The sequence below is a fragment of the Shewanella sp. 1311 genome (assembly GCF_059338235.1).
The window spans coordinates 1402799-1429087 of record NZ_CM181686.1 but is presented as its reverse complement, the minus strand read 5'-3'; the positions used below and the strand labels follow the sequence as shown (position 1 = coordinate 1429087).

Sequence of the window (26289 nt, the reverse complement as noted above, 5' to 3'; positions counted from 1 at the left end):
TAAACCGAAATCACCGCTATCTTGGTTAATCAGACAATATCAGCTGTTCGTACGACAGTAACTGAGGATTTGGCCACCGAAAGGCGCCAATAAGAATTCAGTGTGAATGGGTTTATGTTGTGTGTGTTCGTAACCTAAGGTGACCATACGTTTACTGAATTTGGCATGATTACCACGACCGGGATCGACCAAGACCACATCGCAAACCGGTTTAGCATGCTGCTCAATAAATTGTGACAACAGATCGGCATGTTCTTGTTCGTACAAGAGATCGCTACCAATGATCAGATCAAATAAGCCTAAATTCGTTTCTGCATCAGCCCAGCCAGTGCGCACAAACGGGATCGCCCGACCATGATTTAAATCGACATTCTGCTTAAGGAAATTTCCTGATTCTGGGTGATAGTCGGTTGCTGTGATATCGGCGTGTCTATGGTTGAGCACTAGACTCGCTAGCCCAATGCCACAGCCCACTTCAAGAATACGTTTATTGCCAATTTTGTAGTCTGCCATGTGGTGCGAGAGCACTTGGCTCGATGGCCAGACTATGCCAAATAACGGCCAAGTTGCGGAGGAAATACCGAGCTTTTCGGCTTCACCATCGATGTCGTCAAATTCCTGATTGTCTCTTAGGGTTCTGACATGAATATCGAGATCGCCAAACTCGTGGGTTTGGTAGCGCACGCGAAGCAGTGCCATAGAGTTGCCTTGATGTGTACCTTAGTTAAGGAACGAGGTAATGGTACCAATCTATTAGCTATGCAGACACAGTAACAGCAACAGTAACTATGATTGGTATAAGGCCACGTCTAATCGTTCACCTTAACGTGTAACGCGCAATCAGCCTAATCTATTCGCAGATAATTGTGGGATAACACAGGTTAACTGAGTGTCAGCCTAACAACCTTGGGACTTGATATCATATTGCGGCGCAGTGCTGGCGTCGCTAGCTTGGGTGTAGCGGAAATAACATTGATCGTCATTCACTAAGGTGTCACCGTTAAGATCATATCCTATGTAAGTGATATCAACGCCTTGATATTGAATGATGAGCTTTTCATCTGAGGTGATCCATTTTTCCACGTCGGTATTATCGAGATAACCCCATTTTAATCTGGTATCTGGCGTGCCATCGCCATTGAGGTCGATATCAATAATATCGTCGCGGCCTGCAACGGCTTGGCTTCGCAGGCTGGGCATTTGGGTTTTTGAGTCGGCCAGTGTGTTGGCGGTTTTTACGCTGGCCTGTAATTGGCTCAGGGTTTGTACCCGAGCCTCTTTACTCAAACCGATAAATTTAGGCGCGGCAATCACAGCCAAGATCCCAAGCACAATAATGACCACGACCAGTTCAATCAAGGTAAAGCCAGCCGCATCTTGTTTATTGATTGGGTAATGCATGGTCTCGATCCTATTGCGCTTTTACACGTCGGCCAAAGCCGAGTAATACCAGTAAGCCACAGAGCAGCAGCAGGGGTGTTTGACCTAATTTTGCGAACCAAGTTTGGCCTGTCACCAAGGGAATGGTTGCGCTTAGCACACCTGTTTCAAACTGGGGTAAGGATGCTGTGATATTGCCCTGTTCATCGACTACCGCAGTCACGCCATTGTTGGTTGCCCGCAATAAAGGGCGCCCCAATTCAACTGCGCGCATTTGGGCGATTTCCATATGTTGTAATGGGCCGTTTGAACTACCAAACCAAGCGTCATTTGAGACAGTTAACAGTATATCTGTCCCTTGATTAACGCTGTCGCGTAATTGCTCTGGGAAGGCAATTTCATAACAAATCGCGGGCGCGATTTTATGGCCTAGGGCACTTAGATTTGGCTGTTGATATTCGCCTCTAGCAAAGGAGGACATAGGCAAATTAAAGAAAGGCGCAATCGGGCGCAGCAGCGCTTCAAAGGGCACAAACTCGCCAATCGGCAACAGATGATGTTTCTTAAATTGATTGCTGCCATCACCCTCATAGTCAGGGCCAGCTTGTTGTTTCTGATTATGATTACCAAGCACAATCAATGAATTATAAAACTCATTATTTTGATGGCTAATAATGCCAGTGATGATTGAGGTATGGTTTAGATTGGCGACTTTATTGGCGTTATCTAAAAAGTCCTGCACCATAGATTCTGGCGCCGGAATCGCCGCTTCTGGCCAAATAATGATATCGGCATCAAAATGTTCGCGGGATAAATCCATGTATTTTAATAGGGTAGGCCACAGGGCGTCGGGTTCCCACTTCATGCTTTGGGGAATATTGCCTTGCACCAGTGCCACTTTAACATTTTCACCCGTAGGATGAATGTCGGAAACCTTAGGTGCAGCCCAAACAGCCAGAATACTGAGTGGCAATAAAAGCAGTAAACTCTTATAACGCTTAGTAAAACAAAGGGCTAATGCACCTGCTAGCATGGCCAGCACAAAGCTTAACCCGAGTGCGCCTATGATACTGGCAAGGGGTTTAAGCGGCCCTTGGGTTTGAGAGTAACCTGCCCATAACCAGGGGAAACCTGTCATCACCCAGCCACGAGCCCATTCGGTCAAGGTCCACAGGGCGGGGAAGAGGGCGAGATTACGCCAAAGGCTAAACGTGGTTTCGCCATTTTTACAGAGTGTTTTAGTTAACCAAGCCAGCGCTAAACCTGTTAGTGCCGGATATAAGGCTAAGTACAAAGCCAACAAGGCCATCAAGCCAACAGAGGCGATGAGCGGCATACCACCAAAGGTATCCATACTCACATGTACCCAACTGATCCCTACGGCAAAACAGCCAAACCCAAAGCTTAACCAATAGTAAAAGCTCGCCTTAGCGTCAAGCGCTCGGCTATGCCAGAGGGCAATCGCCATGGCAAACGGATAGATTATCCAAATGGAATAGGGCGCAAATGAAAGCGCCGTACTGGCGCCAAGGGCAAATGCCAGTACGAGTCTCAAAGCACTAGGTCGGGACTTTTGTTGGGCAAAAGCCCGGATTTGTTTTAGCACGAGTGATTATTCTACGTCTTCGCCAGTATTAGGATCGGGGAGTTTAACTCTGAGTTGGATTAAACGCCTTGTGTCAGCATTGATCACTTTAAATTCGATGCCTTCAATGATGATGCTCTCGTTGCGTTCTGGCAGATGGCCAAAGGCGTGTGAGACTAAGCCACCGACAGTATCAAACTCTTCATCGCTGAATTCAGTATTGAATTCTTCGTTGAAATCTTCGATTGGCGTCAAGGCCTTAACCATATAAACCGTGTTGCCGACTTTGCGGATCTCGGTTTCTTCCGTGCTATCGTGGTCGAATTCGTCTTCAATCTCACCGACAATTTCTTCCAAAATATCTTCGATAGTCACCAGACCTGACACACCGCCGTATTCATCGACCACAATCGCCATATGGTAGCGCTGTGAGCGAAATTCTTTTAGCAATACATCAACGCGTTTGCTTTCGGGTACAACCACAGCAGGACGGATCACGCGGTCCAGTGAGAAGGGCTCATCACTGTTGGAGAAACCGTAAGGGATCAAATCTTTAGCAAGCAAAATGCCTTCGATATGGTCTTTATCTTCGTTAACGACGGGGAAGCGCGAGTGACCTGAACCGATCACAGTGGCGAGTAATTCTTCGACCGAGTTGTCTATCTGTAGGGCGACAATTTGAGCTCTTGGGATCATGATATCCCGAACACGCATATCAGAAACGTCTAATACACCTTTTATCATCTCGCGGGTGTCTTGAGTGATCAGATCGCGCTGTTCTGCACCATCAATCACATCGACTAAATCTTCGCGATTTTGAGGTTCGCCCTGAAATAGCTGACTTACTCTATCAAACCAACCTTTCTTGTGGGCGTTCGTACTCGGGGGGATATCGTCACTCATAGTTTTCTCATTAGCTTTTGATAGGGATTATCTTAGCTAACTATTGTTCCTTATATGGGTCAGTAAAGCCTAAGCCTTCAATGAGTTGGGTCTCTAACGACTCCATCTCTTCAGCTTCTTCATCTTCGATGTGATCATACCCTAGCAGATGCAAGCAACCATGTACAACCATGTGTGCCCAGTGCGCTTCTAAGGTTTTTTGTTGCTCACGGGCTTCATTTTCAACGACTGCCGCGCAAATGACAAGATCTCCTAGTAAAGGAAGTTCAATTTCTGGCGGTGCCTCAAAGGGAAATGACAACACATTGGTCGGTTTGTCTTTGCCGCGGTAGGTGCTATTGAGCATCTGACTCTCGCGGCTGTCGACTATACGTATAGTTAATTCAGCTTCATTCATGCTATTGCCAATCGCGTTCGTGACCCAAAGGGCGAATTGCTCGTCCGTTGGCAACCAGTCGCAGGTGGTGGCATGTTGAATATCTAAGGCTAAATCAAGACTCATGTGCTGCGGCTTCCTGTTGTTTCTGGTATTGGCTTTCTTTCTTGGCCTTTAAGGTTTGCTCTTTTAAATCAAAAGCCTCATAGGCTTCGACGATGCGAGCAACCACAGGATGGCGCACGACGTCTTGGGAGACGAAAAAGTTAAAGCTGATTTCTTCTACTTGGCTTAACACTTCAATCGCGTGGCGTAGGCCGGACTTTTGATGTTTAGGCAAGTCGGTTTGGGTGATGTCGCCTGTGATCACCGCACGGGAATTAAAGCCGATACGGGTGAGGAACATCTTCATTTGCTCGATTGTGGTGTTTTGGCTTTCATCGAGAATAATAAAGGCATCGTTCAAGGTACGACCGCGCATATAGGCAAGCGGTGCCACTTCGATGACGTTTTTCTCAATTAAGCGTTCCACTTTTTCAAAGCCGAGCATTTCGAATAGTGCGTCATAAAGTGGACGTAAATAAGGATCGACCTTTTGACTCAAATCACCGGGTAAGAAACCAAGTTTTTCACCCGCTTCTACCGCTGGGCGAGTCAGCAAAATTCGGCGTACTTCTTGGCGTTCTAACGCATCTACTGCCGCTGCTACCGCAAGGTAGGTTTTGCCGGTTCCCGCAGGGCCGATACCAAAGGTAATGTCGTGGCGAACAATATTGGCCACATATAAGCTTTGGTTTGGATTGCGTGGCTTAATAACGCCGCGGCGAGTTTTGATATTAATGCTGCTGTCGTCGCTCGCGTCTTCTTGCTCTAGGGCGATGGCTTCTTGAATGGCGATATGGACTTGTTCAGGCTCAAGATCGGGCGTGCTGCCTTTGACCGTTTGGGTCTCGATATAGAGTTCTTTGAGTAAGTTGTTGGCGCTTAAACAATTGCGTGGCAGTCCGGTGATCTGGAAATGATTGTTCTTGCGGACGATTTCAACGCCAACGCGACGTTCTATCTGCTTGATATTGTCATCGAATGGACCGCACAGTGAAGCCAAACGGCGTGTTTCTGCGGGTTCGAGATACAGATTCATTGTAGTTAATTTACTGGACAAATAGCACTCCCAATAGCGAATAAGAAAGCAAGGTTTATGACGCTAAACCGTTGCAAGATAAGTTCAGTTTACGAGCCATAGCCGATAATTGCTAACGGAAAATAGCAATTGCCTCGGTAGACTTAAACAAAAGTGCGTGAAAGCAAAAAGGGCGACTAAGTCGCCCTTTTCTATATAGGTACTGTTTAAGCCGATTTAAAGCTTATGGCTTAAATTGAGTCACACCCAGTTCATCATCTTGTTTGCGCTTGGCCAGAATTTCAGCCGGACGCAGGCTACGACGTAGATCCATTTCATCTTCGCCGCGGATAAAGACACCGCGCAGTGAGTTAGTGTATACGTCGACGATTTCGACATCTACGAAAGTACCAATGTGTTTTGGCTGACCTTCGAAGTTCACCACTCGGTTGTTCTCAGTACGGCCACGCAGTTCCATTGGGTTTTTCACCGATGGACCTTCAACCAGAATACGTTGCACTGTGCCCATCATGTGGCGGCTGTAGCGCATGGCTTGCTGGGTGATGCGGTCTTGCAGAATCGCGAGACGTTGCTTTTTCTCTTCCATATCGACGTTATCGGGTAAATCCGCCGCTGGCGTGCCCGGACGTGCGCTATAGATAAAGCTAAAGCTGTGGTCGAAACCTATGTCTTCAATTAATTTCATAGTATCGGCAAAGTCTTCTTTGGTTTCGCCTGGGAAGCCAATGATAAAGTCTGAGCTGATTTGAATGCCTTCACGGGCTTTACGCAGGCGGCGGATAATTGACTTATATTCAATCGCCATGTGGCCGCGCTTCATCGCCGTGAGAATACGGTCAGAACCCGATTGCACTGGCAAGTGTAAGAAGCTCACTAGCTCTGGGGTATCTTCGTAAACGTCGATAATATCTTGTGTAAATTCAATCGGGTGACTGGTCGTGAAGCGGATACGGTCAATACCGTCGATGGCTGCCACGAAGCGCAGTAATTCCGCAAAAGTACAGATAGCGCCATCGTGAGTTGCGCCGCGATAGGCATTCACGTTTTGACCTAGCAGGTTCACTTCGCGCACACCTTGCTCCGCCAATTGGGCGATTTCAAGGATGATGTCGTCCGATGGACGGCTGACTTCTTCACCGCGAGTATAAGGTACCACACAGAACGAGCAGTACTTGCTGCAACCTTCCATGATAGATACAAACGCGGTTGGACCTTCGGCACGGGGCTCTGGCAGACGGTCAAATTTTTCGATTTCAGGGAAGCTGATATCGATAACCGCTTTGTCACCACGGCGCACTTGCTCGATCATCTCGGGCAGACGGTGCAACGTTTGTGGGCCAAAAATAATGTCGACACATTGGGCTCTGTCTTTAATCGCTTTGCCTTCTTGTGAAGCAACGCAGCCGCCCACGCCAATAATCAAATTGGGATTTTTATCTTTAAGCGTCTTCCAGCGTCCTAGCTGATGGAACACTTTTTCCTGCGCTTTTTCACGGATTGAACAAGTGTTCAGCAGGAGAATGTCTGCCTCAGACGCTTCTTCCGTCAAGGTATAACCTTGGTATTCGCCTAACAGATCAGCCATCTTGGATGAGTCATACTCATTCATTTGACAGCCCCAAGTCTTGATATGGAGTTTCTTACTCATCAGTTGTGTCGCCCTAAGATGACCAATAAAAATAGCGCGACATTTTACCTGCTGTTATGGCTGCTGACCAGCTTTGTCCTCACTTTTACCTGTTGGCTTTTGCCGAGGGTGATACCCATACAAATGCTAGGTTTTTATTACTGGCTTGTACTTTGGCGAGGTTAAGACGGTTAACATGCTGAGCTTTGGCCATTTCCATCAAGCTATTACGTGCTTGAATGCCGATGTCTTCACGAATTTCGAGTCGAAATGCGCTCAACATTTCCGTGGTATGTTGATATAAGGCATAATCGAGTGGGTCGCGATAGGTCACTGTGATGGTTTCAATGTTTGGGCTCGCGGCAGAGTTAGTTGCTGAGCTAGCCGCGATGGCTTGGCCTAGCGGTGCAATGCCTAATATGAGTGCAGTGCCCAATGTAAATGCTGTGCCTTGTGTAAGTGCGCTGCAAATTAATAAGCGACTGGCTATGGGTAAAAGAGTCAGTGTTTTCATGACATCCTCGCTAATCTATACGGTGGATTCACTTGTTAACTCGTCCAATACGGCTTAGGTGTTGTATTTTTTTAAGTTATTGTATTTTAATTTATATTGTTTTTCGTGGTTCCCTATAGGTTCCCTGTGGTAAATTTTAATTCTTATGGTTCCCTTTTGGTGGTATTGTTTATTTATCAATATTGAGGTGATCTATGGATAGAAAAACTTTAATAATACTCGCGGTGATGTTAACGGTCTGTCCTACTTTTTCGGCTAATGCTGAAGTCTATAAATGTGCTGATGGAAAGTATCAAGCCGATCCCTGTGATGAAACAAGCAAGCCTGTTGATTTAAGTGGGGTAGGTAGCTTCATTAAAAGTGGGGATACTTATACTCAATCAAGCTCGGCGTCAGTTGTTCCAATTTCTGATAAGAAAAAAGAAATCAGTACCTATCTCGAGAAGCAACGTATTACTCGTGAAATCACTCGGCTTGAGGGTGATCGTAAGCGGGTGATTGCTGCTCGTGATCAGCGGTTGCGTAACCTCCGCGAAAGTAGACAGTACGCGAATAACAACTTAGCCGGTGCAACGTGGCAGCAAAGCTTAGCTCAGGAACAAGTGGCCGCAGCTCAAGAGGCTGACACGCAAGTGTCATCTATCGATAGACAAATTGAGCAGCTTAAAAATGAGATAAAATAAAAGGGCCGTTTGGCCCTTTTGTTCATTTGGTTTTAATGCGACCTAGAAAGCGGTTTAAACAACTGGTTTGCTTTTATATAGAGCGCTGACTCTTTCTTTTCTAACTTGTCGAGATAGCCATCATTGCGCGTCTCTTTACGTTTTGACATGCTGATCGCTAACTTACGCGGTCTGCTAATACCTTGTTTCCGCAATGTACTACGGACTATCCACATAGATATTCCAGTTTCTGCTGAAACTTCTTCAATGCTCATGCCTGATAAGTACAGTTCAGATATGTTCATTTCATCCCCATCCTATCTAATCGAGCAATCACTGCTTGCTCACGGCCTTGAACAGTTGATAGATCAAACTCAGGACGCTTGCTAAGGGTTGCCACTTGTTGCTCAAGCTCGGTAATTCTGGCTTTAAGCTCGGCGTTCTCTGCGATAGCTAGGTTAAGTCTGTCATTCATCTTCATGCTGCACCTGCCTTTTCAATTAAATGCAAATCACTATCTAACAGCTCGCACCAAATAACTCCAACTTCGCCTTTAAGCTCAAATTGATGCCAGCTGCCGTAGTCACCAACATAAATAATCTGTTCACGACTGCCTTTAAATTGGTACGTATCGCCTAGAGTCAGAGCCATCACTAATCACCCTTATCTATTCTAGAAATGGGAAGCCACCCAACTGGATTTTTTTCGTACTCATTTTCAAAGTACATATCGTGACCTTCGCCGTCATTGCAGTTAATTGCCGCGTAAACCCAGCATTGTTCTGTTTCGTTCCAGTGTCCTGCTGTTAAAAATCCTAATCCGGCATCAAGCATAATCATGTCTGATTTAGGCGCGGTGGATATTGGCTGCAATTCAGTTCTCACTGCCGTTGCGTCATCGTCATCCCATGGCTGTGTGTCATAGCCATAGTTAGCTTTAACGTGGTTACGTGCCGACTGATAAACGTCATAGACGGTTAGCTCAGCAGTGACGAAGCCGCTTAAATAAGCTCCGCGTGGTACTTCTGCAAAGTTCATTACTGCCTCGGCGCGGATATCAGCAATTGATTTTGAATAGCGGTGTTCTGACTCATGGTGTTCAGACCATTCAAGAACATCACTATCATTGACAGTATCAATATCAAAGCGCTCGTTGCTTACATCCTTTTTGCAAGCTAAATACCCGTCATACCAGCCATCACCGAGTGCATCGACGTGCATAGCTTTAAGTTCTTCTGCCTGTGCCGCCAACTGATCGCGATCGGCTGTCACGGTCTTAAGCGTGGCGGCTGTTTTAACTGCAATGCCAAGATCAACTTTCATCGCGTTTACTTGGTCTTTCAATTGCTGAATCTCGGTACCCAGTTTTTGTTTAACATCGAGTAGATCGGTAGCAGGAACGTAAGCACCAAGACCTTCAACATTGATTTGTCTTGAACCGTTGCCGTCTAAAAACACTCTGCGTTTAGTTGTCATCACTTACCTTCCTTTGCCAATTCCTCGGCGAGTCGTTTTAAAAACTGTTGGCAGCTGCCAGCTTGTTCGCGTGGCATTGCGTACCAACGCTTAAGCGCTTCGCGGATTGCTTTAGATTGCTTCATGCTGCTTCCTTGGTGCGTTCTACAGCCCACCAAGCAACTGGGCCATCTTCGGTATCGTGAATTGATAAAAGAATGGCATCTGCACTAGGCGCTTCTGGATTCCACTCACCAAAACCAGCATCACCATCTTCAAAGTAATGAATCCATGCCGGATGATCTTCGGTGACTTCGGTATCCATGCGGTTAATAACTAACTGAAAATCCATTTCAGCTTGCCACTGCTCAATGACATCCTTAGAAATGCATTCGGCACCGTCAAAATTTGGAAGTTGTGAGTGCTGATAATCACCATACCCATCACGACCAACTGTTTCTGTATTGAATTTCATGCTGACTCCTATGCCGCTTCGGCGGTTTGAGTGCAAAGCTCGGGGAGATTTGCGCGGGTGAGTGCTTCGGCAAATTGCGGCGGTACGCTGTTGCCCACACGGGCGACTTGCTGCTTTTTGGTCGATTTGCCGTTGTAGTTGTTGATGATGTAGTCAGGGGTGAAACCTTGGCAGGCGAATAGCTCATGGGGTTCGAGCATGCGCATGCCGATATCAATTATTTGATAGGGTTCACCCTTGATCATCACTAGGCCAAAGCGGTCATTGGTGGTGATGGTGTGCAGTGGTTCGTTACATGCCACGCCGTCTTGTTCGTTGCCGTAGTATTTGATGAAGAACGCGCGCACTTCGCCGAGGTGTAAGCCGCCTGCGGTGATCGTGTGTGCGGGTTCGTCCATTGCAAAGCCGAGGTTAGTGCCACGTAATTTAATCATGTGGCTGGTGATCAGCGCATTGTGATCAACCGTTGTCACTGTTGGCAAAGGGTTGTTTAGGTCATCACCTGGTCCCGTGTAATTGCCGCCGTAATGCTTGCAGATATTGGCGGCGGTGCGTGGCTCAAGTAATTCATCATCTCCGTAAAGCTTTACGTATTCCTCATAGCTACCACCAAAATTCTTCGTTTTGGCAAACCATTCTGTGAAGGTTGGGATGGTTTCGTTAACTTTCTCGATCACAGGTTGCACCACAGCAAAGTGACCGCCTTTGACTTGGGCACAGATGGTACGCAATGGCTCGTTGACTGCCATATTGCGTTGATTGCTGGCGTTAGCGTGCTCAGTAATGAATGGCGCTAGTGTTGGTACCACAATCCCATGCGCTTCATGTGCAGCCGTAATGGTGTTGAATGGCTTATCTAAACCTTGACCGCGAAACCCATCACCGCCGTGATTGCAAGTGACAATAAACGGCTCTTTTGCATCAATCACAAAACGCTGAATACCTTTAGCAATACGGCGCATGGTGTTTTCAGCCAGTGGCTTTTTACGGCCAAAGATTGATTTGCAGGGCAGTGACCAGTCTATGCATTCGGCGGCTGTGCGCCACGGTAGCAGCTTGCCCGATTTAACCGCTTCGCTATCCGGTGCGCCGTGGGTTGGCTCAGGCCAAACGATTGGCTGACCATCACAACGGGCGATCATGAATAAGCGTTTACGGATAGTTGGGGCGCCATAGTCACAGGCCCGTAACTCGCGCCACTCGACCTTATAACCCAGCCCTTTAATCAATTTAGCGGTATCGAGCAAGCCTAAGGTTTCAACACATTCAGCTAGTGCGGGGTGATCTGCATCTATGCCAGTGCTTAACATGCTGACAAAGGCGTTAAAGGTTTCGCCTTTGCGCTCAGGACAGGGGTGCATTGCATCCGTAACCTGGCATTGAATTAACGGCCCCCACGTTTTAAATTCCTCGACATTCTCAAGCATCATCACGCGAGGGCGTACCTTCATCGCCCAGCGAACCGTTACCCACGCTAAGCCGCGAATCTCTTTATTGACTGGCTTGCTACCTTTGGCTTTGCTGAAGTGTTTGCAGTCAGGCGAGAACCATGCCAGTGCAACCGGCTTACCTGCCGTCGCTTGTACTGGGTCGATATCAAATACCGACTCGCAATAGTGCAGGGTGTCAGGGTGATTAACTGAGTGCATCGCAATGGCGTCAGGGTCGTGATTGATAGCGATATCAACGCTGCGACCGATTGCCCAGCCCATGCCAGTGGAAGCACCGCCACCGCCAGCAAAGTTATCTATGATTAAGCCTCTCATGCCATCACTCCTATTTCGCGGTAGCGTGCTTCAAACTTTAAAACTCGGCATAGATGGCTTATTTCAATTTCCATCTTTTCGGCGATTTGGAACGGACGTAAACCTTCTTCATGCAGCTGGCGACACAGTTCAATATCGTGATTTGAGTGCTTAGCTAATGGGCTATGCTCGCCAACTTTCATAAAGTGGATGCCAAGTGAGTAGGCTTTCCCCTTAACTGAGTGCTCCGTTCTGCCGAGTCTCTGCGCTATTGCTGCTGATGTATGCGTGACTGATAAAACATGTAGCTGCCTGATTTCTTGATCTGTCCATGGCTTTTTAGTCGCTACGGGTTTATCAAATGCCAGTGATATGCCCCTGTATCTGGCTGCTGCTCTTATCTGTTTTTCACTTATGCCGTACTGAGTGCAAATGTCTTTTACTGACATTTCACCTGCATGCTTAAGCGCCAGAGCATTAACAGGATTCAGCTTGAATTGAGTAGTTGATTTCATGCTGCATCCTCCACGAGCTCGCAACGAGTGAGCATGCTGTTAAGCTCGGCGATAATGTCGTGTTTAAGGACGTTATTGAGTAAGCGCTGGTTTACTCGCTCGCATAGCATTTGCTGGCGCAACTCAGTTTTAGTGTTAGGGTTTGCGCTGAATGCTTGCTCAACTAAAGTGATCACTTCAATCGGCCATACGCTATTAGCTGGATCAGCTATCACCTTCGCTATCTGTTCCTCGATATCAATCTGCGCACTGACTTGAGGCGCAATGATCAGCTCGCCTTGTTCGGCAGTATCTGGGCGAGTTTCAATGGTGCCAGTGATATAGGTTGCGGCTTTTTTCTCGGCGGCTGCTTCAATCATATCGAGCAGCTTTTTACCTTGAGCGCGGAGGCTGTCGCGGTGAATGTAGCTGATAGGACCGCCGCGCCACTCTTTATCAAAAATGACAATGGCACCAGCGAAGCCGGCACTGCTGGCTTTTTGTTTGTCATTGGCTGGTATAAACCAATCAGGTAGTTTGAAACCCACACGACCTTTGATGAAACAGATGTGATCTGCTTGCTCTGGCCACCATGTTTCGGACGGCACGCCACGGATTAAGAACGCCAGTTTTGCCCCTTGGTCGCGCTCAGCTTTGGCTTTGTTCATGATGGTGATCATGCCCGTCATGTCGTTGCCATCTTCGTCTTTGCATGGGCGAGAGTAAGGTGGGTTGGCAAAGCCTTTGCCGCCGTTTAGGTCTGCCGTCCAATCTTGGGTGAGCGCGTTATCTTCAGCGGTGTAGTAGCGCGCACAGTGGGCGTTATCTCCGTCTGTAAATAGGTCCATGTCGAATGGGCCAAAGACAGCATTAATCCCCCAAAACAAATCTTCGGGTGTGCGCCATTGATCACCGACTTCTTCAAGCAAGTGGGCTTGTTTGGTTTTGAGTTCGCGCAGGGCGCTGGCGTATTGGCTGTTGACGCTCATGCAACTTGCTCCTTTGAATCTGTGATTGCAGCCCTAAGGTGCTGTTCAAGTAATTCATTCCCATTCATATAGCTTGCTGCCATGCTGACCAACTGCTCTAGTTCAACGATCCGCACATTGGCCGAGGCTAACTTGGCAAGATGCTTTTCCCAGTCTATGGCCTTGATTGCCTCGACTGTGGCCGCGATTTGCTCTAACTTCTTTTGCCCGCGCATAAAGTTCGACAGTTCAATACCGTGGCGAGCGGCCGCGCGTTCGGCGGGTAGGGCGCTGGTGTAATGCAGCGTTAACGCGGTAATTACCTCGGGTGAACTAATGCGTGTAAGCGACAGCAGTAACTCAACGCGCTGCTTTGATTCAAAGCCAGGGAGTAAGTGGTTCATGCTGCTTTTCTCCTTGCCTTGTTCGCTTTCAATTCTTCGCAGGTATCCGACACAACAAAGCTAAGGCCATTGCGTTTGCTGTATTGCTCAGCGCAGCTATAGTTTTTGTAAGGATTAAACCCCCAAGTGATACAGCCGCAATGTGGGCAGTTACCGCGAGTTTTACCTGTGGTTTGGCGAGTGCGTGGGCGCTTAGGTTTGCGAATACCAGCAGCGGTGATCATGCTGCGCTCATTGATGTTGGCGGCTTGAAAAGTGCGGCGCGCGATGGCATCGATATCCGGCTTGGCGTAGATAGTGGTTTTAATGCCAACTCCAAGCGACTGAATATCTAGTGCATCTTGATAACTAAATATTGTCGCTGTGTTGTAGTTAATATCTCTAAAGCCAAATTGAGATAGCCAATAAACATCGTTGCCATCCCATTCGCCATTAATACAAATAACGTACTCATCACAGCCAGTCTTTGTTCCATCATCGACTAGGTACTGATGATCAACGCGCACGGTTGCCAATTCATCCACAAGCTCTTTGCAAAGCGGGACGTCAGTGTGACGGATTTTGAAGAGGCGCTGAGCTTCTTCAAGCGTAAAAACTTCAGCAAGATCGAGGTTACTGGTGTAGCCGCCTCGGTCTGCCCAAAACATGCAAGTACTGCCAACGTTAGAGCGCGAGTCGCGCAGGTAGAATAATTGGCTCATGCTGCCACCTCTGGTTTAGTCAGTGACATGATCCAGTTGCGTAGCTCAATCATTTGAGGGCAAAACACCATTGATTCGACGTAGGTGTAAAGCTTTGGATAGTCGTGTTGCTTGCGCGCAATAAAGGCCAGTGCATCGGCTTCTGTCAGGCAGGTTTTTACGACTTCTTCAGTTTCTTGCAGGTGAAACTTTTTAAGCTGTTCAGGCAATTCGTCATAGTTATCTTCAACATCGAAATCTTCGATAAATGCTTGAGTGAATACCTCGTCGAATGATTTAACTACATCATGATAAATTTCGATTATGTCGTTATCTAATAACCACGTTTTGCACCATTCGTGGTCATTATCGGCCAACCAATCAGCCAGCGCCGTCTTGTCACAAACCAGCGAGTGATAAAGGATGTCGCCATCCTCAGTATCGACAATCTCCCAGTGATGGTCGTTGTAACCTTCTTCAGTGATTAGGTCTTTTTTAAACCTTACTTGCCACATTGGTTCGGCGGTACAGCGGCTTGGCTGCTGGTGCAATTGCTGTGACATTTCAAGCAGGAATGCGGGGACTTCGATTAGCTGGATCATGCTTTCACCTCAACTTTTGCGGCGTCATAAGCGCTTTTTACGGCGTAATAGTCACTGCCCAACATCTCGGTTGCATCGATAAGGCTAAGGCGGGTATTGAGATAAATAACGTCATCGTGCAGGAACAGCGAAAGTGGGGAGAATAAGCAATCACCCCAATTTGTACTAATCGCCGCTAGAAGAGGTATGCGTGAAACTTCTACTGGCATCATGGCATTGTATTTAGCTGTGATAGCTTCTAACGCTTCACGATCTGCGGCTTTCGGTTTGCCGCATTTTGGTGATGAAGCAAAGCAATTGGCCGCTTTAGGCTTGAACCATAAATGATTGTTTTCAAGCTGGTTGAAGTTGTGAAAGTTAATGCCAGCACACGAAATACTTTCAACGCGATTGCTAAAAATAGGTTTGCCACCGAAGTGGTCGGCTAATTTAGTCGCTTGCTCAATCAAGTTTGCTTTAGCTGCATCAAAGGCTTTGAATGCTTGCACTGCGTTTGCATTGGTAATTTTGTAGTAACTCATATCGATTCTCTCTGCTCTTTTTTACTGCACGTCAGGGTTGCGTTACGCGGCGATTTCGCCGTTGTAGACCACCCAACTGACAATCTCTTTTTTGGTCTTGGGGTTAACCTTGCCCGTGGGTTTGCGGTAACGAACGTGAAGGTCGCGGCAGTCACCTGATCGCTTAGCCAGTTCGATGTACTCTTTGCAGAGCGAAGGCGTTGAGAGCGAATGCGACAGCTTTTGTGGCTTCATGGTTTCAAACTTGGCCTTTGCCATTTCATCTAGCTTGGCTTGGTATTCCGCGGGTCTGAGTTCGCGACGCTTCGGCTGTACGCCTTCGTATAGGCTGCACTTTTTAGCCGCTTCTTTTTTAGCTATGGTCATGGACACGCCGTATACGAAGAACATGGTTAACTCCCTCTTTTTGTTCGCTGCTTACGCTGCGCGGTTGTTTACTTGGTCTTTTGCTGCTGCGTCGCGTTGCTTGTCGAGGTAGGCGGCAAGGTCGTTGACGTTGACTAGCCAAGGGGCTTTGTTACCTTCGCCGCCACGAAATGCAGGGACGGGCAAACGGCCTGCTTTGGCGTAGTTCTGGGCGGTGCGTGGCTCAAGGGCAAAGTATTCCTTACTGATTTGATCCAGTGGCACGATGACTTTGTTGAACTGGGCCATGAGTAAAAATGCTGTGTTCATGCTATTTGCTCCGCTGTGTTGCTTGCTTTGGGGCTCGCACTTGCAGTTGTTGTTTGGTGCGCTGCCAGCCGTTGATCAGTCGATTTAAGACGGCGGTTTCTTGTGGATAGATGCTGCGCAACTGTTCACATTCAGCGATTTGCTTGTCGCAATGTTCCATGGCCGCGTTCATTTAAGCTCTGCTCAAACTGAGTTGGTGCACGTTGGTTGGGGCAGTTTCATTGCTCCAAACCATCACTGAGCCGTATAGGCCTTGCTTTGGTTCGGTGAAGCGCAAGCAAAAGCTGGGGCCGAGTTCGCCAGCGTTGCCGATGAACTGGCTGTGAAAGGCTGGGCTAGGGTGGTTGTAAGCAAAGTGCTTAGTGAGCTCTGCGCAGCGCGCTTGCACCCGTGGGCAATCCATGGGGTCGGTGTGGCCCTTGGCCAGTGCCATCAAGCAGGCAAAACGTATCGCAACCAGTAGACGAAACTCATCGCGTTGCTTAGGTGTGGTGTGAACTTTCGCTAGAATCATTTCCTTGTCCTCGGTAGTGGGTACAGGTATAAAGTTAAGATAACTTGACTAAATGGTCAAGTGGCAAAGTTTAAAAAACTTGACTTATTTTTGATTATTTTTGATTTGATGATTTTTAAAGCAAGGGGTGATATAAATTAAGGTATTGAACTAAGGAGTTTTAATTGCTAATGGAGTTATAAATAAATGCATTCAGATCATTTGCCTTACTACATGAAAACCACCCGTTCTAGGATGGATAAGTCGATTAATTCTTTGCTTGGGCTTTTTGAAGGCGTTGCCATTGATGGCAGGGTTAATCAATCCGAAATTGATTTTCTTAACTTATGGCTTGCTGAATACAAAGATGTACAAGCAAGGCACCCATTTAATGAGTTGATTCCCATCATAGAAACGGTGATAAGTGACGGATGCCTATCTGTAGATGAAAGGCAAGATGTGAAATGGGTTTGTGAGAATCTCACCTCAGTAAAATATTTCAACATCATCACTGCCGACTTGCAAAGGCTGCATGCAATTATGGGTGGGATAGTTGCTGACGGCATTATCAGTGAAGAAGAACTAATGGGCTTAGCTGAATGGATTGGTGAACATGATCATCTTCGTGCGTGTTGGCCATATGATGAAGTAGATAGTTTGATTACATCAGTCATGGCGGATCATAAAATTGATGCACAAGAGCATCAAATGCTGATGAATTTTTTCTCTGAGTTTATTCTCTCATTTGATGAAAACACTATCACCAATCCGCTAAGTGAAGAACAGAAAACCTTAGTCGGCATTTGTGCCGCTTGCCCTGATATTACTTTTGAAGGTTCAACTTTTTGTTTTACTGGTGCGTCAAATAAATACACCAGATTAGGGTTCAATACCCTTATTGAACAACTAGGTGGTAGGTCTGCAAAGCATGTATCAAAGAAAGTTAATTATCTTGTTATTGGGGCTGAAGGCAACCCTTGTTGGGCTTATGCTTGCTATGGGCGTAAAGTTGAGGATGCAGTTAAACTGCGAAAAGAAGGTGTTACTTTGCTTATAGTGCATGAGCATGACTTTCATGATGCGGTGGCTGATATTTGAATAAAAAGTATTAAAATTTCACGATAATTTTAAAGTTAATTGTCATTATTAAATAAGGAGGTTTCTATGGCTTTAATCAAATGTGGTGAGTGTTCACATGATGTTTCCAATAAAGCGGCATCATGTCCAAAATGCGGGGCACCGATTTTATCTGTTAATGAAACTTTGGCTGCTGGGGTTAACATACAAACGATTCAGGAAACTAGCAAAAAGTTTAAGCTACAACAGATAATAGCTATATCATTATTTATTATTGGTTTTACAATGAGCATTTCTAGAGTAAGCGATCCGAATTATGAACCTAGTGCATGGCCTGGTATGTTCATGCTAGTTGGTTTGGTTTGGTATGTGATAAATAGATTTAGAATATGGTGGCATCATAAATAAAATTATCTATCTAAATCAATACCGAGTACCAAAACACTTTACCGATGATCTTGATGTGTTTTAACTTTTCAGTGTCCAGATGTTCGTCTGGCCATTCTTCTGTGTTGTAGCTACGTAGGCGCAAGCCGCCACCTGGTAACTTATAAAGCATTTTTACGCGCAACATGCCGTCGTGGTTAATGGCGTACATTTTGCCGTCGGTAATTTCAGTGTGTGATGTGTCAACGCCTACGGTCGAACCGTGGGGCAATACCGGTTCCATGCTGTTACCTGCCACTTTTACGCAGGCGGCATGGCTGGCATTAACGCCTTGGCGTTTTAGGGTAGATTTGGCAAAGCGTAGCTTGGGGCCAAAGTATTCACGTGCTTCTGCTATTCCTGCACCTGCGGCAAGTTCTACCTCCATGTAAAAGGGTATCTCCACTTCATCATCACCTAATGGGCTATCACTGTCCCACGTTTCAAAGCCACCCGCCCATTCAGCATTTGACTCAGGTTTTTTTGCTGTTTCCCCATAAAGAAGATATTCAGGCGTGCAATTAAGCACCTTAGCTAAGGCGTGCAAATTCTCACCTTTAGGGGAAGTTGATCCTGATTCCCAAAGTGAAACCGTGGCTTTAGTTAAGCCAATTGCTTTCGCAACAGCAGGCTGAGTTAAACCTAGCTCTTTGCGTCTTTGTTTCATGCGTTCATTCATCATAGTAAAGCTATCTTAACTTAACGTTGGTTAAGTTACCTTTTCTTTTGTTGACAAAATGGTTGAGTTTTCTTAACCTCAACTAAAGTCACTTGTCGGAGTTAATTGATGAAAACGAAAGATGCAATTTCGCACTTTGGTAACAAGTTAAAACTGGCGAAAGCGTTGAACGTATCTAAGTCAGCTATTAGCCAATGGGGTGATGACGTTCCTGAGCTTCGCGCTTTTCAAATTGAGCGTTTAACGGATGGTCAGCTTAAGGCGACTGCGTTGCAGTTAGCCAATCCAGAGCAGGCCGCTTAACTTATTTTACATTAGCAGAGAGAGGGTATTTAGCATGAAAACCAATTCACGTATTAATGTTAGTCGTTTGAATCTATTAATGAAGTCTATTCACCGCGTGTTAGAACTGCCGAAAATGAATCGGTTTGCGTTGGCGATGGATTTTGTGGCTGCGGTTGAAAGACTTGGCTTGAATGAGGTGTTAGCCACTGAGGGCATTAGCTTTGCTCACACTGATGATGTGCACAACGATGCCCGGGTTAATGCGCAAAAGCTGTTCCGTTGGTTGGGGCAGTACGAAGGGCAACATCCACAAGCTGAGCGCTTGTTTCATGTTGAACAGGCGTTAGTGGCGGCATTACCTGAACATTTACGGGTGCAGTATTTGAATGATGTGTTTGGTTGTACTGGTGTGACTGTGATTGCTGACTCTATGCGTGATGGTCATGTGCTTAAAGTGGTTGATATGGCTGCTATTTTGACTAAGGAAAACAGCGAGGCACAAGTGGCAGTGATTCATTTAGGGACTGAGCCAAGCCGTGAGCAGTTAGTGGTGGCGCACCGTGAGTTAAAAGAGTCGGCGGCGACAACTCAGATGAGCATGGCGGCACTTGAGTTGGCTTATCCATTTTTGGCGCCAAAAGTAGAGTTACGCAAAAACGAGCAGGTGGGCTGATGTCGGATAACGTTGATGATGCAAACAAGTTGGCCGATTTGCATTTGAATATTGCATTGGCTAAGCGTGATTTGCCTGCGCCTAGAGCCGTTACTGGCATGTGCCATTGGTGTGAGGCTCCGGTTGATGGCGTGGTGTTTTGTGATGCCGATTGCCGTGATGATTTTGAACGTGAACAGCGGAGAGCTAAACGATGAAAGCCTTTGATCCTGTTATTTCCGTAGAGGTTAAATCAAATCGGTTAACTGATAAGTGCGCGAGTGATAAAGCCGCTATTCCTGATGTGGGTGCTAAACCAAAGTTTCCTAATTGGAATGCGTTAAATCAGTTAACTGATAAGTGCGCTGATATTCCTCATACACCTGAAGAAGATGCTGAGTTTGAACGCATTGAGCGTAATCAAGAGATTGCATTGATGGCTAATGTGATTCGTTCGGCACCGACTACGAGTGCTGAGGGTGTTGCTGCGCGTATGTTCGCTGCGGGTTATCGGTTTGATAGTTCGAAGGTTGAAGTTTAAGAAAGCCCGCTAAAGTTTGGCGACCGGATGCGGGCTTAATACCAGAGAGGCATGATCATGTTACGTATACATGGGTTTTTAGTCAATTACGTGCGCGTTTTGCTTGCATTGGAGTGTTGCGCATGAGTAGAAAAGCTACCGACTGGGCATGGGACCAGTTAATTAAACCAGCAAGTTTAAAAATACTGCTGTTATCCATGGCTGATAGAGCAGATGAATACCACCTTTGCTACCCAAGTATTGCACGTTTAACTCAAGATACTTCATTAGATAAGAAAACCGTTCAGTCAGGTATTTTGAAATTAATAGAGATAGGTTTAGTGCAAGATACGGGTAAAAAAAGAGGCCCTACTCAACGAGTACGAGTGTTAAAACTCAACTTAGAAACCTTCATTTTAAACGAACCAAAAAACGGGAACATTCCCAAAAACGGTAATATTCCCGAAAACGGGACTTTGAATGATCCCAAAAACGGGACTTTGAATGATCCCGAAAACGGGATCCGTAACCAGTCATTAGAACCAGTCAATGAATCTTTAAAAGACTCTTGTCCTACAACGAGTGCTAAGTCGGTTTTCAATGCGTTTTTCAAAGCATATCCAGCCCACCGCAAAGGCGGTTCGGATGCTGCTGCGTGGAAAGCGTGGAAGTCTGAAAAGCTGACTGACCAAGATTGTGTTTTGGCGGTTGAGTGGCTAAAGAACGCTGCAGCTGTTGATTCGAGTTGGGGATTTAGTGCTAACGGCCAGTTTGTGTTGGGTATTACCAAGTTCATCCGCGAACGCCATTGGCTAACACCGTTGCCTAAGGCTGCTTGTGCGCATTTGGGTATTGCGGTGCACAGTGAGACTGGCGGGCGTTTTGATTCGATTGGCGACTTTTTTAATACGGAGCTGTGACGATGATGGATATGAGCAGCGAAGTGAGTAAGTTATTAAAAAGATTAGGGGCACCTAAGCATATTCAGCCTGATCCGCCTGAGGTTCATCGTCAAAAAATCCGCGAGTTACAACGCCGTGATGAGGTTATTAAGTCGAATGAGCATCGTAGTCGTTTGAATAACGCTTTGTTTGGCAAGAGTGGCTTAAATGCGCATTTTTTAAGTTGTTCCTTTGAAAATTATAAGGTTGAACGTGCTGACCAGCGTAAGGCGCTTGATGTGGCTAAGCGGTTTGTGGAGAAGTTTGTTGAGTTGTCGGCGGTTGGTAAGGGTTTTTTGTTTATTGGTACGCCTGGCACGGGGAAAAACCATTTGGCTGCGGCGATCGCCAATGCGTTGATGGCAAGGCATCACTCTGTTGTGTTGTTGAGTGTGATGGATTTATTTGCTCGGGTACGTGAGAGCTATAACGACCGTTCGCTGAGTGAAGAACGTTTGATTGCTGAATTTATGCGTCCTGAGTTGTTGATCATCGATGAGATTGGATTACAGCGCGGCAGTGTTGACGAAATGCTGTGGTTAACGCGGATCATCGATAAGCGCTTATACGGCCTTAAATCTACGGGTTTTATCACTAATTTGGACATGAGTGAGTTGCAATCGATGCTGGGTGAGCGCGCGTATGAGCGTTTGAAGGATGCGGCGACTGTGGCCGTTAAGTTTGATTGGCCGAGTTATCGCGGCAATAAGGGGGCTTAATTATGTCAACTAAACCATTAACTCAGTTGCAACGGTTGCAGAAGATCATCACGGGTAATCGTTATTGGACCTTGTTTGAGATTCAACAGGAATGTTTTAGCCGGTTCGGGTCGCGCGATAGTGAGACTGCTTTGAGTGCCCGCTTTCGTGGTATGCCATTGAATAAGCGGGTTAAGCGCTTGCGCGAAGGCACTACGCATACGTTTGAATATCGGTTGGAGGCGTGATGATGGTTAAGCCAGCGAGCGGGGTTGAGGTGGGTAAGTTGAACGATGCATCGCTGCGCCGTTGGTTACGTGGCGGTTTGACGCGGGATTTTCGTGATCCGCAGTTTCCTGAGCTGCGTTTACGGGCAACGGCTGATAGGTCTAAGGCGAGCGTGCATTTGGTGATCAATGAGGGCGATAAAACGGTTTGGAAGAAGCAAGGCGTGTGGCCGAGTATGTGCATTAAGACGTTTTTAGCGGATTTACCTGTGATGTTGGCTAAGCGCAGTGCGGGCGCCGATGTGTTGCGCGGTGAGTTTGCGACTGTGACTGATTTACTGGTCTGGTACCGCAATCATTTAGAGGGTAATACGACCTTAAGCCTGAGTTGGCGCGATAACTGTAAGTCGATTATGAGTAAGCAGCTGTTGCCTAAATTGGGTGATCTGGCCTTGACTGAGTTGTCGTTTTTGCTGGTCGATTGTGCGTTGGTGAAGGTGATGCTGAATGAGGGTTATGCCCCGCATTACATCCGTTTGTGTGTGAATGTGCTTAAGCGGGCCTTGAGTTTGGCTGCTGATTTTAGGTTGTTATTGCTTAATCCTTTGATGGGGTATCGAGTGACGATGAGTTTAACCATATCACCTAAGCCTGATACGCGGTTGATGGAGTCTGACTTAGGCCCGTTGTTCATCGCTTTGCGTGATGCGCTGATGCCTGTTGCGATGCTGTTTATGCTGATGCTGATGTTCGGTACCCGCATTGGTGAAACCCGTTTGGCACGATGGGAGCATTTTGCGGGTGAGTATTGGTTTATTCCTGCGGCGAACGCGAAGAACCGCCAAGAGCACCGGCTACCGTTAACGCCTACGGCTAAGGCGCTTATTCAGCATTATTTGCAGTGGCAGCTTAAAAATGTGGGTAAGCGGGCGTTTTTGTTTGCGGGTGATGTTGGCGCTATTAGCCAGCGCACTGCGCATTATTGGAGTGAGACGATTCGGTTTAAGGAGTTTACCTCGCATGATTTGCGCAAGCTTTGCCGCACGATTATTCAAGACATGGGCGTAGATACTATGGTCGGTGAGCGGTTGCTTAATCATGCTCTGCCTGTGCTTTTGCGTACCTATGTTCATTCGACGTTGGATAAGGGCATGTTGAGTGCGCTTGATGCGTATCACGCGCATTTAATTTCGCTCGGTTTTAGTGAGGTTGCGCCCGAGATAATCCCTAGATCGTCTGAGAATGTTGGGAGTGCTCAAACCCTTGGTGCGAGTGGGTGGCTGTGATGATCGTTGCATCAGCCTCAGAAGAGTATGCAATGGCACAAATTAAGGTGGTTTTATGAGCAATCGGTCAGCAATCATTCTAAAAACTGGGCGTGGTATTCGGGGCTTTAGTCAGCATGAAGTGGCTGAGATTTACGGAGTTGATCGACGTACTTATCAGCGATGGGAGAGCGGCAAAAGCAATGTTCCTTCTAACCATTTTCTTGCCATCTTGGATGATGTTTTTCATTTATCGATTGAGCAGATCACGGAGGTAGCGAATGAGGCCATCTAATTTAAGAGTGACATTGGTTGCCGATGGGCGTGATGACTTGGTCAACATGAAAGCCCTTCGTGCTGGGCTCAATGCTTGGGGGCGTTATTGGGCGTTCCAAGAACTCGGTAAAGGTTTCACTAATCGCAGTGCTTGCGATAAGTTAGGTGAGGTGCAAGTTTATGGATGTGCGTTGGTTAGGGAGTTGAGCGTTCCTAAGCATGTGGTCCAGTTCGATAGGATGATTGAGTGTTTATCGCCAAACTGTATTCGGGCGATTCGCACCTGCTACGTGTGCAAAGGCCAGTGGGCATTGATGGGGTTCGACAGCAAGAAGTCGTATGTGTATTGGCTGAGAAGGGCAGAGATTCAATTAGTAAAGTGAGGTGAGTGATGGAGCAATTCTTTTTGTTTGGTGATTTAGAAACGGGTGGACTGAACGGCCGCTTAGACAATGGGATGCTGGGTATGGAGTATTACCCTATCTTTGAGCTGGCCTTTATCGTGACTGATAGTGAGCTAAACCAAGTGGGTGAAGCGCTGCACGTTGTTGTGCATCAAGACGATGAACACATTGCAAGGTCACATGAGTGGGCGATAGATGTGCATACCAAGAGTGGGTTGTTAGCTGCTGTTCGTGCCTCATCAGTATCGTTAGCACAGGCTGAGCAGATGGTACTCGAACACCTGAAAGCACTGGGAATACCTAAGCATGACCGTAAAGCTAAGACTGGTGTGGTGTTTGCTGGTAACTCAATCATGCTTGATCGTTCGTTTATCATGTGCCAAATGCCTGAGCTTCATGAGTACATGCATTACAGGCAGCTAGACATATCAGCACTAGGGCTCGCAGCTAGAGCTTGGGCGCCTGAGGTTGAGCGTAATGCGATTAAGGCTAAGCAGTATCAGCATGAAGCCTTAGCTGATATTCGGGAGTCGATAGCGGAACTCAAGTACTATCGCGACGAGTTGTTTGGTTGTGAAATATCATCTTTGTCAATAGGTTAGGCGCGGCCTACTCAAATGAGAATGGCTATCATCAGAGCTAGATGCGACCTATTATCATCACGGGTCCTTCCGGCTGCCTTCACTGCGGGGGCAGTGACGCGCAATGCTTCACTACATATGAGAATTTTGGGGAGGTTGGTTGTTGTTTTATGAGCCACCTAAAATCTAAAGAAATTCAAGTAACAAAATGTTAACCTATCATTTTGATTTATCTTAATTTTATTAAGTGTGTGCCTAGTGATGTTTGATGGTCATTTTTGCCGCCGAATATAACAACTTTGTCAGATCGTTTTTTGATCCTTCGATCATCCTATTTCCCCTTATCTGAATTTTTTACGTGGTGACCATTTTCTTGGCGTTGGGAATATGGTTCTCATGGTTCGTGTTGCCTACCGCTGAAAATAGCTAAATCAGTTAAGTGATAAGTAAAATGTAAATTCAGCTAATTGCTTTTATCACTCAAATCACTTAAGCGATAAGTAAAATGATAAATCCTCTGTGATTAAGTTTTCACGTATCACATATTTACAAATTCCGAAACGGCACTTTTGTCGCTTTATGCGGCACATTTGCCGCTTTCAAGGCCCTTAAAATCGAGTACATTTGTATACGCTTGCTAAGGTTACATTTATTCAGTCGCACGTTATTTGTCTGCCAAGGGCTCCTTTTAGGGGCCCTTTTTATTTGGTGTTTTTATGGCTCGTGTCTCTTTGCGTAAAAAGGTTTATATCGCTGGCCCTATGTCTGGGTTGATTGATTGCAATCGCCCTGAGTTTCATTTGGCTGCCGATATTCAACGGGCGCTTGGGCATATAGTGTTAAATCCGGCGACGCTGCCTGATGGTTTAACGCAGGCCGAATACATGTCGATTTGTTTGCCGATGTTGATGTGTTGCGAGCGAATCTATTTGCTAGACAACTGGGCTAGTTCTGACGGTGCCAAAGCTGAGTATGCGTTAGCTAAAAAACTGAGCTTAGAGATTGTCTTTCAAGAGGGGATTGATCATGAAGTAGCGCTGATTGGTTTGCGTGGTAATGGCGAGGACCATTACTAAGCCGCCTGATTTCTCACAGGTGTAACCGCAAAAGAGAGTTCGCATTGCAACGCAGTCAGCGAAAGGTGGCCGATCTTGAAAAGATAACGGCATGACGCAGGTCGGGTTCGCGCCCCGTTAGTGCATCAGTAGCGCATGAATTATACGGTTTACAGGCTCTAGTATCGACTATGGCTTTTGGAGAGGATTATGACTAAACGTATTCGAGTTGAAAATGCTGATACCAGTGATCACAAGGTAGTCGTTCAGATTTGGGATAAAGGAATTGATTCAGCGCCTGACAATTTAGTAGAAGAATTTGAACTTTATCAAGTTCAGTTGAAAGAACTTACTATTTGGGATTCACGTTACATCGTTATTAAAGAAGTCCCTAAAGCTTAATTAATCTAGCCAACCCCTGCTGAACAAAAGCGGCCGCTGCAATGGTGGTCGTGGTGGGTATGTGTTGCCGTGGTGTTCGACATTGCCGCTACGGACGTTGAA

Annotated in this window: 41 protein-coding genes and 1 pseudogene; 16 read left to right on the top strand and 26 right to left on the bottom strand. The window is 46.5% G+C overall.

What is annotated here, in order from left to right:
• Positions 1-39: 39 nt before the first annotated feature.
• From AC5YB3_RS06580 to AC5YB3_RS06545, 8 genes are all read right to left on the bottom strand, one after another.
• Positions 40-699 (bottom strand): class I SAM-dependent methyltransferase, encoded by a 660-nt coding sequence (locus AC5YB3_RS06580; protein ID WP_006082745.1) that lies wholly within the window; start codon positions 697-699, stop codon positions 40-42.
• Between the two features lie 198 nt (positions 700-897).
• Entirely contained in the window at positions 898-1401 is a 504-nt protein-coding gene (locus tag AC5YB3_RS06575) for a pilus assembly FimT family protein (RefSeq protein WP_494526798.1), read from the bottom strand.
• A 10-nt stretch (positions 1402-1411) separates the two neighbouring features.
• On the bottom strand, positions 1412-2986 hold the full coding sequence (gene lnt, locus AC5YB3_RS06570) for an apolipoprotein N-acyltransferase (RefSeq protein ID WP_014358084.1): 1575 nt from the start codon (positions 2984-2986) through the stop codon (positions 1412-1414).
• Positions 2987-2992: 6 nt separating this feature from the next.
• Positions 2993-3868 carry a CNNM family magnesium/cobalt transport protein CorC gene (gene corC / locus AC5YB3_RS06565; RefSeq protein ID WP_006082742.1) on the bottom strand — a complete coding sequence of 292 codons (876 nt, stop codon included), beginning with the start codon at positions 3866-3868 and terminating at the stop codon, positions 2993-2995.
• Positions 3869-3908: 40 nt separating this feature from the next.
• Positions 3909-4370: an rRNA maturation RNase YbeY gene (gene ybeY, locus AC5YB3_RS06560; protein WP_012197522.1), complete on the bottom strand. Its 462-nt coding sequence runs from the start codon at positions 4368-4370 to the stop codon at positions 3909-3911.
• Positions 4360-5406: a PhoH family protein gene (locus AC5YB3_RS06555; RefSeq protein WP_006082740.1), complete on the bottom strand. Its 1047-nt coding sequence runs from the start codon at positions 5404-5406 to the stop codon at positions 4360-4362. The genes ybeY and AC5YB3_RS06555 overlap by 11 nt, the downstream gene beginning before the upstream one ends.
• A gap of 202 nt (positions 5407-5608) precedes the next feature.
• The gene (gene miaB, locus AC5YB3_RS06550) at positions 5609-7033 is read right to left on the bottom strand and encodes a tRNA (N6-isopentenyl adenosine(37)-C2)-methylthiotransferase MiaB (protein ID WP_006082739.1); all 1425 of its coding nucleotides are present in this window, start codon (positions 7031-7033) and stop codon (positions 5609-5611) included.
• A gap of 85 nt (positions 7034-7118) precedes the next feature.
• Positions 7119-7526, bottom strand: coding sequence for a hypothetical protein (locus AC5YB3_RS06545; RefSeq protein WP_413489277.1), 408 nt, complete (start codon positions 7524-7526; stop codon positions 7119-7121).
• Between the two features lie 194 nt (positions 7527-7720).
• Between AC5YB3_RS06545 and AC5YB3_RS06540 the strand changes: the two genes are divergently transcribed.
• Entirely contained in the window at positions 7721-8209 is a 489-nt protein-coding gene (locus AC5YB3_RS06540; RefSeq protein WP_494526797.1) for a hypothetical protein, read from the top strand.
• A 32-nt stretch (positions 8210-8241) separates the two neighbouring features.
• On the opposite strand, the gene AC5YB3_RS06535 is transcribed toward AC5YB3_RS06540, so the two are convergent.
• The 17 genes and pseudogenes from AC5YB3_RS06535 to AC5YB3_RS06455 all read right to left on the bottom strand — a co-directional run bounded on the left by AC5YB3_RS06535 (position 8242) and on the right by AC5YB3_RS06455 (position 16720).
• Complete coding sequence (locus AC5YB3_RS06535; RefSeq protein WP_263169155.1) at positions 8242-8493, bottom strand: SigE family RNA polymerase sigma factor; 252 nt, start codon at positions 8491-8493, stop codon at positions 8242-8244.
• Complete coding sequence (locus AC5YB3_RS06530) at positions 8490-8669, bottom strand: hypothetical protein (RefSeq protein WP_494526796.1); 180 nt, start codon at positions 8667-8669, stop codon at positions 8490-8492. The genes AC5YB3_RS06535 and AC5YB3_RS06530 overlap by 4 nt, the downstream gene beginning before the upstream one ends.
• A complete protein-coding gene (locus tag AC5YB3_RS06525) occupies positions 8666-8839 on the bottom strand; it encodes a hypothetical protein (protein ID WP_494526795.1) in 174 nt (57 codons plus the stop codon). The genes AC5YB3_RS06530 and AC5YB3_RS06525 overlap by 4 nt, the downstream gene beginning before the upstream one ends.
• Before the next feature lie 2 nt (positions 8840-8841).
• Positions 8842-9663, bottom strand: a complete 822-nt coding sequence (locus AC5YB3_RS06520) for a hypothetical protein (protein WP_494526794.1) — start codon at positions 9661-9663, stop codon at positions 8842-8844.
• On the bottom strand, positions 9663-9788 hold the full coding sequence (locus AC5YB3_RS06515) for a hypothetical protein (protein WP_012587972.1): 126 nt from the start codon (positions 9786-9788) through the stop codon (positions 9663-9665). The genes AC5YB3_RS06520 and AC5YB3_RS06515 overlap by 1 nt, the downstream gene beginning before the upstream one ends.
• A complete protein-coding gene (locus AC5YB3_RS06510; RefSeq protein WP_115334963.1) occupies positions 9785-10117 on the bottom strand; it encodes a hypothetical protein in 333 nt (110 codons plus the stop codon). Before AC5YB3_RS06510 ends, AC5YB3_RS06515 begins: the two co-directional genes overlap by 4 nt.
• 8 nt (positions 10118-10125) lie before the next feature.
• Complete coding sequence (locus AC5YB3_RS06505) at positions 10126-11883, bottom strand: DNA cytosine methyltransferase (protein WP_494526793.1); 1758 nt, start codon at positions 11881-11883, stop codon at positions 10126-10128.
• Entirely contained in the window at positions 11880-12377 is a 498-nt protein-coding gene (locus AC5YB3_RS06500; protein ID WP_494526792.1) for a hypothetical protein, read from the bottom strand. The genes AC5YB3_RS06505 and AC5YB3_RS06500 overlap by 4 nt, the downstream gene beginning before the upstream one ends.
• Positions 12374-13345, bottom strand: coding sequence for a phage N-6-adenine-methyltransferase (locus tag AC5YB3_RS06495; protein WP_494526791.1), 972 nt, complete (start codon positions 13343-13345; stop codon positions 12374-12376). Before AC5YB3_RS06495 ends, AC5YB3_RS06500 begins: the two co-directional genes overlap by 4 nt.
• A gap of 143 nt (positions 13346-13488) precedes the next feature.
• Positions 13489-13728 (bottom strand): annotated as a pseudogene (locus AC5YB3_RS06490) (hypothetical protein); the annotation flags it as partial.
• Positions 13725-14429 carry a hypothetical protein gene (locus tag AC5YB3_RS06485; RefSeq protein ID WP_494526790.1) on the bottom strand — a complete coding sequence of 235 codons (705 nt, stop codon included), beginning with the start codon at positions 14427-14429 and terminating at the stop codon, positions 13725-13727. The gene AC5YB3_RS06485 and the pseudogene AC5YB3_RS06490, both read right to left, overlap by 4 nt.
• Complete coding sequence (locus AC5YB3_RS06480) at positions 14426-15010, bottom strand: ead/Ea22-like family protein (protein ID WP_494526789.1); 585 nt, start codon at positions 15008-15010, stop codon at positions 14426-14428. The genes AC5YB3_RS06485 and AC5YB3_RS06480 overlap by 4 nt, the downstream gene beginning before the upstream one ends.
• The gene (locus AC5YB3_RS06475) at positions 15007-15531 is read right to left on the bottom strand and encodes a Mu-Gp12 family protein (RefSeq protein ID WP_494526788.1); all 525 of its coding nucleotides are present in this window, start codon (positions 15529-15531) and stop codon (positions 15007-15009) included. The genes AC5YB3_RS06480 and AC5YB3_RS06475 overlap by 4 nt, the downstream gene beginning before the upstream one ends.
• 42 nt (positions 15532-15573) lie before the next feature.
• Positions 15574-15921, bottom strand: coding sequence for a hypothetical protein (locus AC5YB3_RS06470; RefSeq protein ID WP_494526787.1), 348 nt, complete (start codon positions 15919-15921; stop codon positions 15574-15576).
• A 27-nt stretch (positions 15922-15948) separates the two neighbouring features.
• On the bottom strand, positions 15949-16206 hold the full coding sequence (locus tag AC5YB3_RS06465; RefSeq protein ID WP_259213832.1) for a pyocin activator PrtN family protein: 258 nt from the start codon (positions 16204-16206) through the stop codon (positions 15949-15951).
• A gap of 1 nt (position 16207) precedes the next feature.
• Complete coding sequence (locus AC5YB3_RS06460; protein ID WP_259544839.1) at positions 16208-16378, bottom strand: hypothetical protein; 171 nt, start codon at positions 16376-16378, stop codon at positions 16208-16210.
• Positions 16379-16720 (bottom strand): hypothetical protein, encoded by a 342-nt coding sequence (locus AC5YB3_RS06455; RefSeq protein ID WP_494526786.1) that lies wholly within the window; start codon positions 16718-16720, stop codon positions 16379-16381. It abuts the gene before it with no gap.
• A 186-nt stretch (positions 16721-16906) separates the two neighbouring features.
• Here AC5YB3_RS06455 and AC5YB3_RS06450 point away from each other — a divergent pair, with 186 nt between their 5' ends.
• Entirely contained in the window at positions 16907-17797 is an 891-nt protein-coding gene (locus tag AC5YB3_RS06450; protein WP_494526785.1) for a BRCT domain-containing protein, read from the top strand.
• Positions 17798-17863: 66 nt separating this feature from the next.
• Positions 17864-18184, top strand: coding sequence for a hypothetical protein (locus AC5YB3_RS06445; RefSeq protein WP_494526784.1), 321 nt, complete (start codon positions 17864-17866; stop codon positions 18182-18184).
• Between the two features lie 10 nt (positions 18185-18194).
• Here AC5YB3_RS06445 and AC5YB3_RS06440 read toward each other — a convergent pair whose 3' ends face one another.
• Positions 18195-18884: a S24 family peptidase gene (locus AC5YB3_RS06440; RefSeq protein WP_494526783.1), complete on the bottom strand. Its 690-nt coding sequence runs from the start codon at positions 18882-18884 to the stop codon at positions 18195-18197.
• Between the two features lie 105 nt (positions 18885-18989).
• Between AC5YB3_RS06440 and AC5YB3_RS06435 the strand changes: the two genes are divergently transcribed.
• The 13 genes from AC5YB3_RS06435 (at position 18990) to AC5YB3_RS06375 (ending at position 26187) form a co-directional block, all read left to right on the top strand.
• Entirely contained in the window at positions 18990-19184 is a 195-nt protein-coding gene (locus AC5YB3_RS06435) for a Cro/CI family transcriptional regulator (protein ID WP_494526782.1), read from the top strand.
• 34 nt (positions 19185-19218) lie between these two features.
• Positions 19219-19839, top strand: coding sequence for a toxin YdaT family protein (locus AC5YB3_RS06430; protein ID WP_494526781.1), 621 nt, complete (start codon positions 19219-19221; stop codon positions 19837-19839).
• A complete protein-coding gene (locus AC5YB3_RS06425; RefSeq protein WP_263265886.1) occupies positions 19839-20036 on the top strand; it encodes a hypothetical protein in 198 nt (65 codons plus the stop codon). The genes AC5YB3_RS06430 and AC5YB3_RS06425 overlap by 1 nt, the downstream gene beginning before the upstream one ends.
• On the top strand, positions 20033-20359 hold the full coding sequence (locus AC5YB3_RS06420; RefSeq protein ID WP_494526780.1) for a hypothetical protein: 327 nt from the start codon (positions 20033-20035) through the stop codon (positions 20357-20359). The genes AC5YB3_RS06425 and AC5YB3_RS06420 overlap by 4 nt, the downstream gene beginning before the upstream one ends.
• A 122-nt stretch (positions 20360-20481) precedes the next feature.
• Positions 20482-21258, top strand: a complete 777-nt coding sequence (locus tag AC5YB3_RS06415; protein ID WP_413486275.1) for a helix-turn-helix domain-containing protein — start codon at positions 20482-20484, stop codon at positions 21256-21258.
• 2 nt (positions 21259-21260) lie between these two features.
• Positions 21261-21998, top strand: coding sequence for an ATP-binding protein (locus tag AC5YB3_RS06410; protein WP_494526779.1), 738 nt, complete (start codon positions 21261-21263; stop codon positions 21996-21998).
• A gap of 2 nt (positions 21999-22000) precedes the next feature.
• Entirely contained in the window at positions 22001-22225 is a 225-nt protein-coding gene (locus AC5YB3_RS06405; RefSeq protein ID WP_494526778.1) for a hypothetical protein, read from the top strand.
• Positions 22225-23490, top strand: a complete 1266-nt coding sequence (locus tag AC5YB3_RS06400) for a tyrosine-type recombinase/integrase (protein WP_494526777.1) — start codon at positions 22225-22227, stop codon at positions 23488-23490. The genes AC5YB3_RS06405 and AC5YB3_RS06400 overlap by 1 nt, the downstream gene beginning before the upstream one ends.
• Positions 23491-23545: 55 nt before the next feature.
• Entirely contained in the window at positions 23546-23764 is a 219-nt protein-coding gene (locus tag AC5YB3_RS06395) for a helix-turn-helix transcriptional regulator (protein WP_115335513.1), read from the top strand.
• Positions 23751-24128 (top strand): hypothetical protein, encoded by a 378-nt coding sequence (locus AC5YB3_RS06390; protein ID WP_494526776.1) that lies wholly within the window; start codon positions 23751-23753, stop codon positions 24126-24128. The genes AC5YB3_RS06395 and AC5YB3_RS06390 overlap by 14 nt, the downstream gene beginning before the upstream one ends.
• Before the next feature lie 8 nt (positions 24129-24136).
• Positions 24137-24751: an oligoribonuclease gene (gene orn / locus AC5YB3_RS06385; RefSeq protein WP_259576816.1), complete on the top strand. Its 615-nt coding sequence runs from the start codon at positions 24137-24139 to the stop codon at positions 24749-24751.
• A 695-nt stretch (positions 24752-25446) separates the two neighbouring features.
• A complete protein-coding gene (locus AC5YB3_RS06380; RefSeq protein WP_311988450.1) occupies positions 25447-25806 on the top strand; it encodes a DUF4406 domain-containing protein in 360 nt (119 codons plus the stop codon).
• 189 nt (positions 25807-25995) lie between these two features.
• Positions 25996-26187, top strand: a complete 192-nt coding sequence (locus AC5YB3_RS06375) for a hypothetical protein (RefSeq protein ID WP_259213798.1) — start codon at positions 25996-25998, stop codon at positions 26185-26187.
• The last annotated feature ends 102 nt before the right edge of the window (positions 26188-26289 follow it).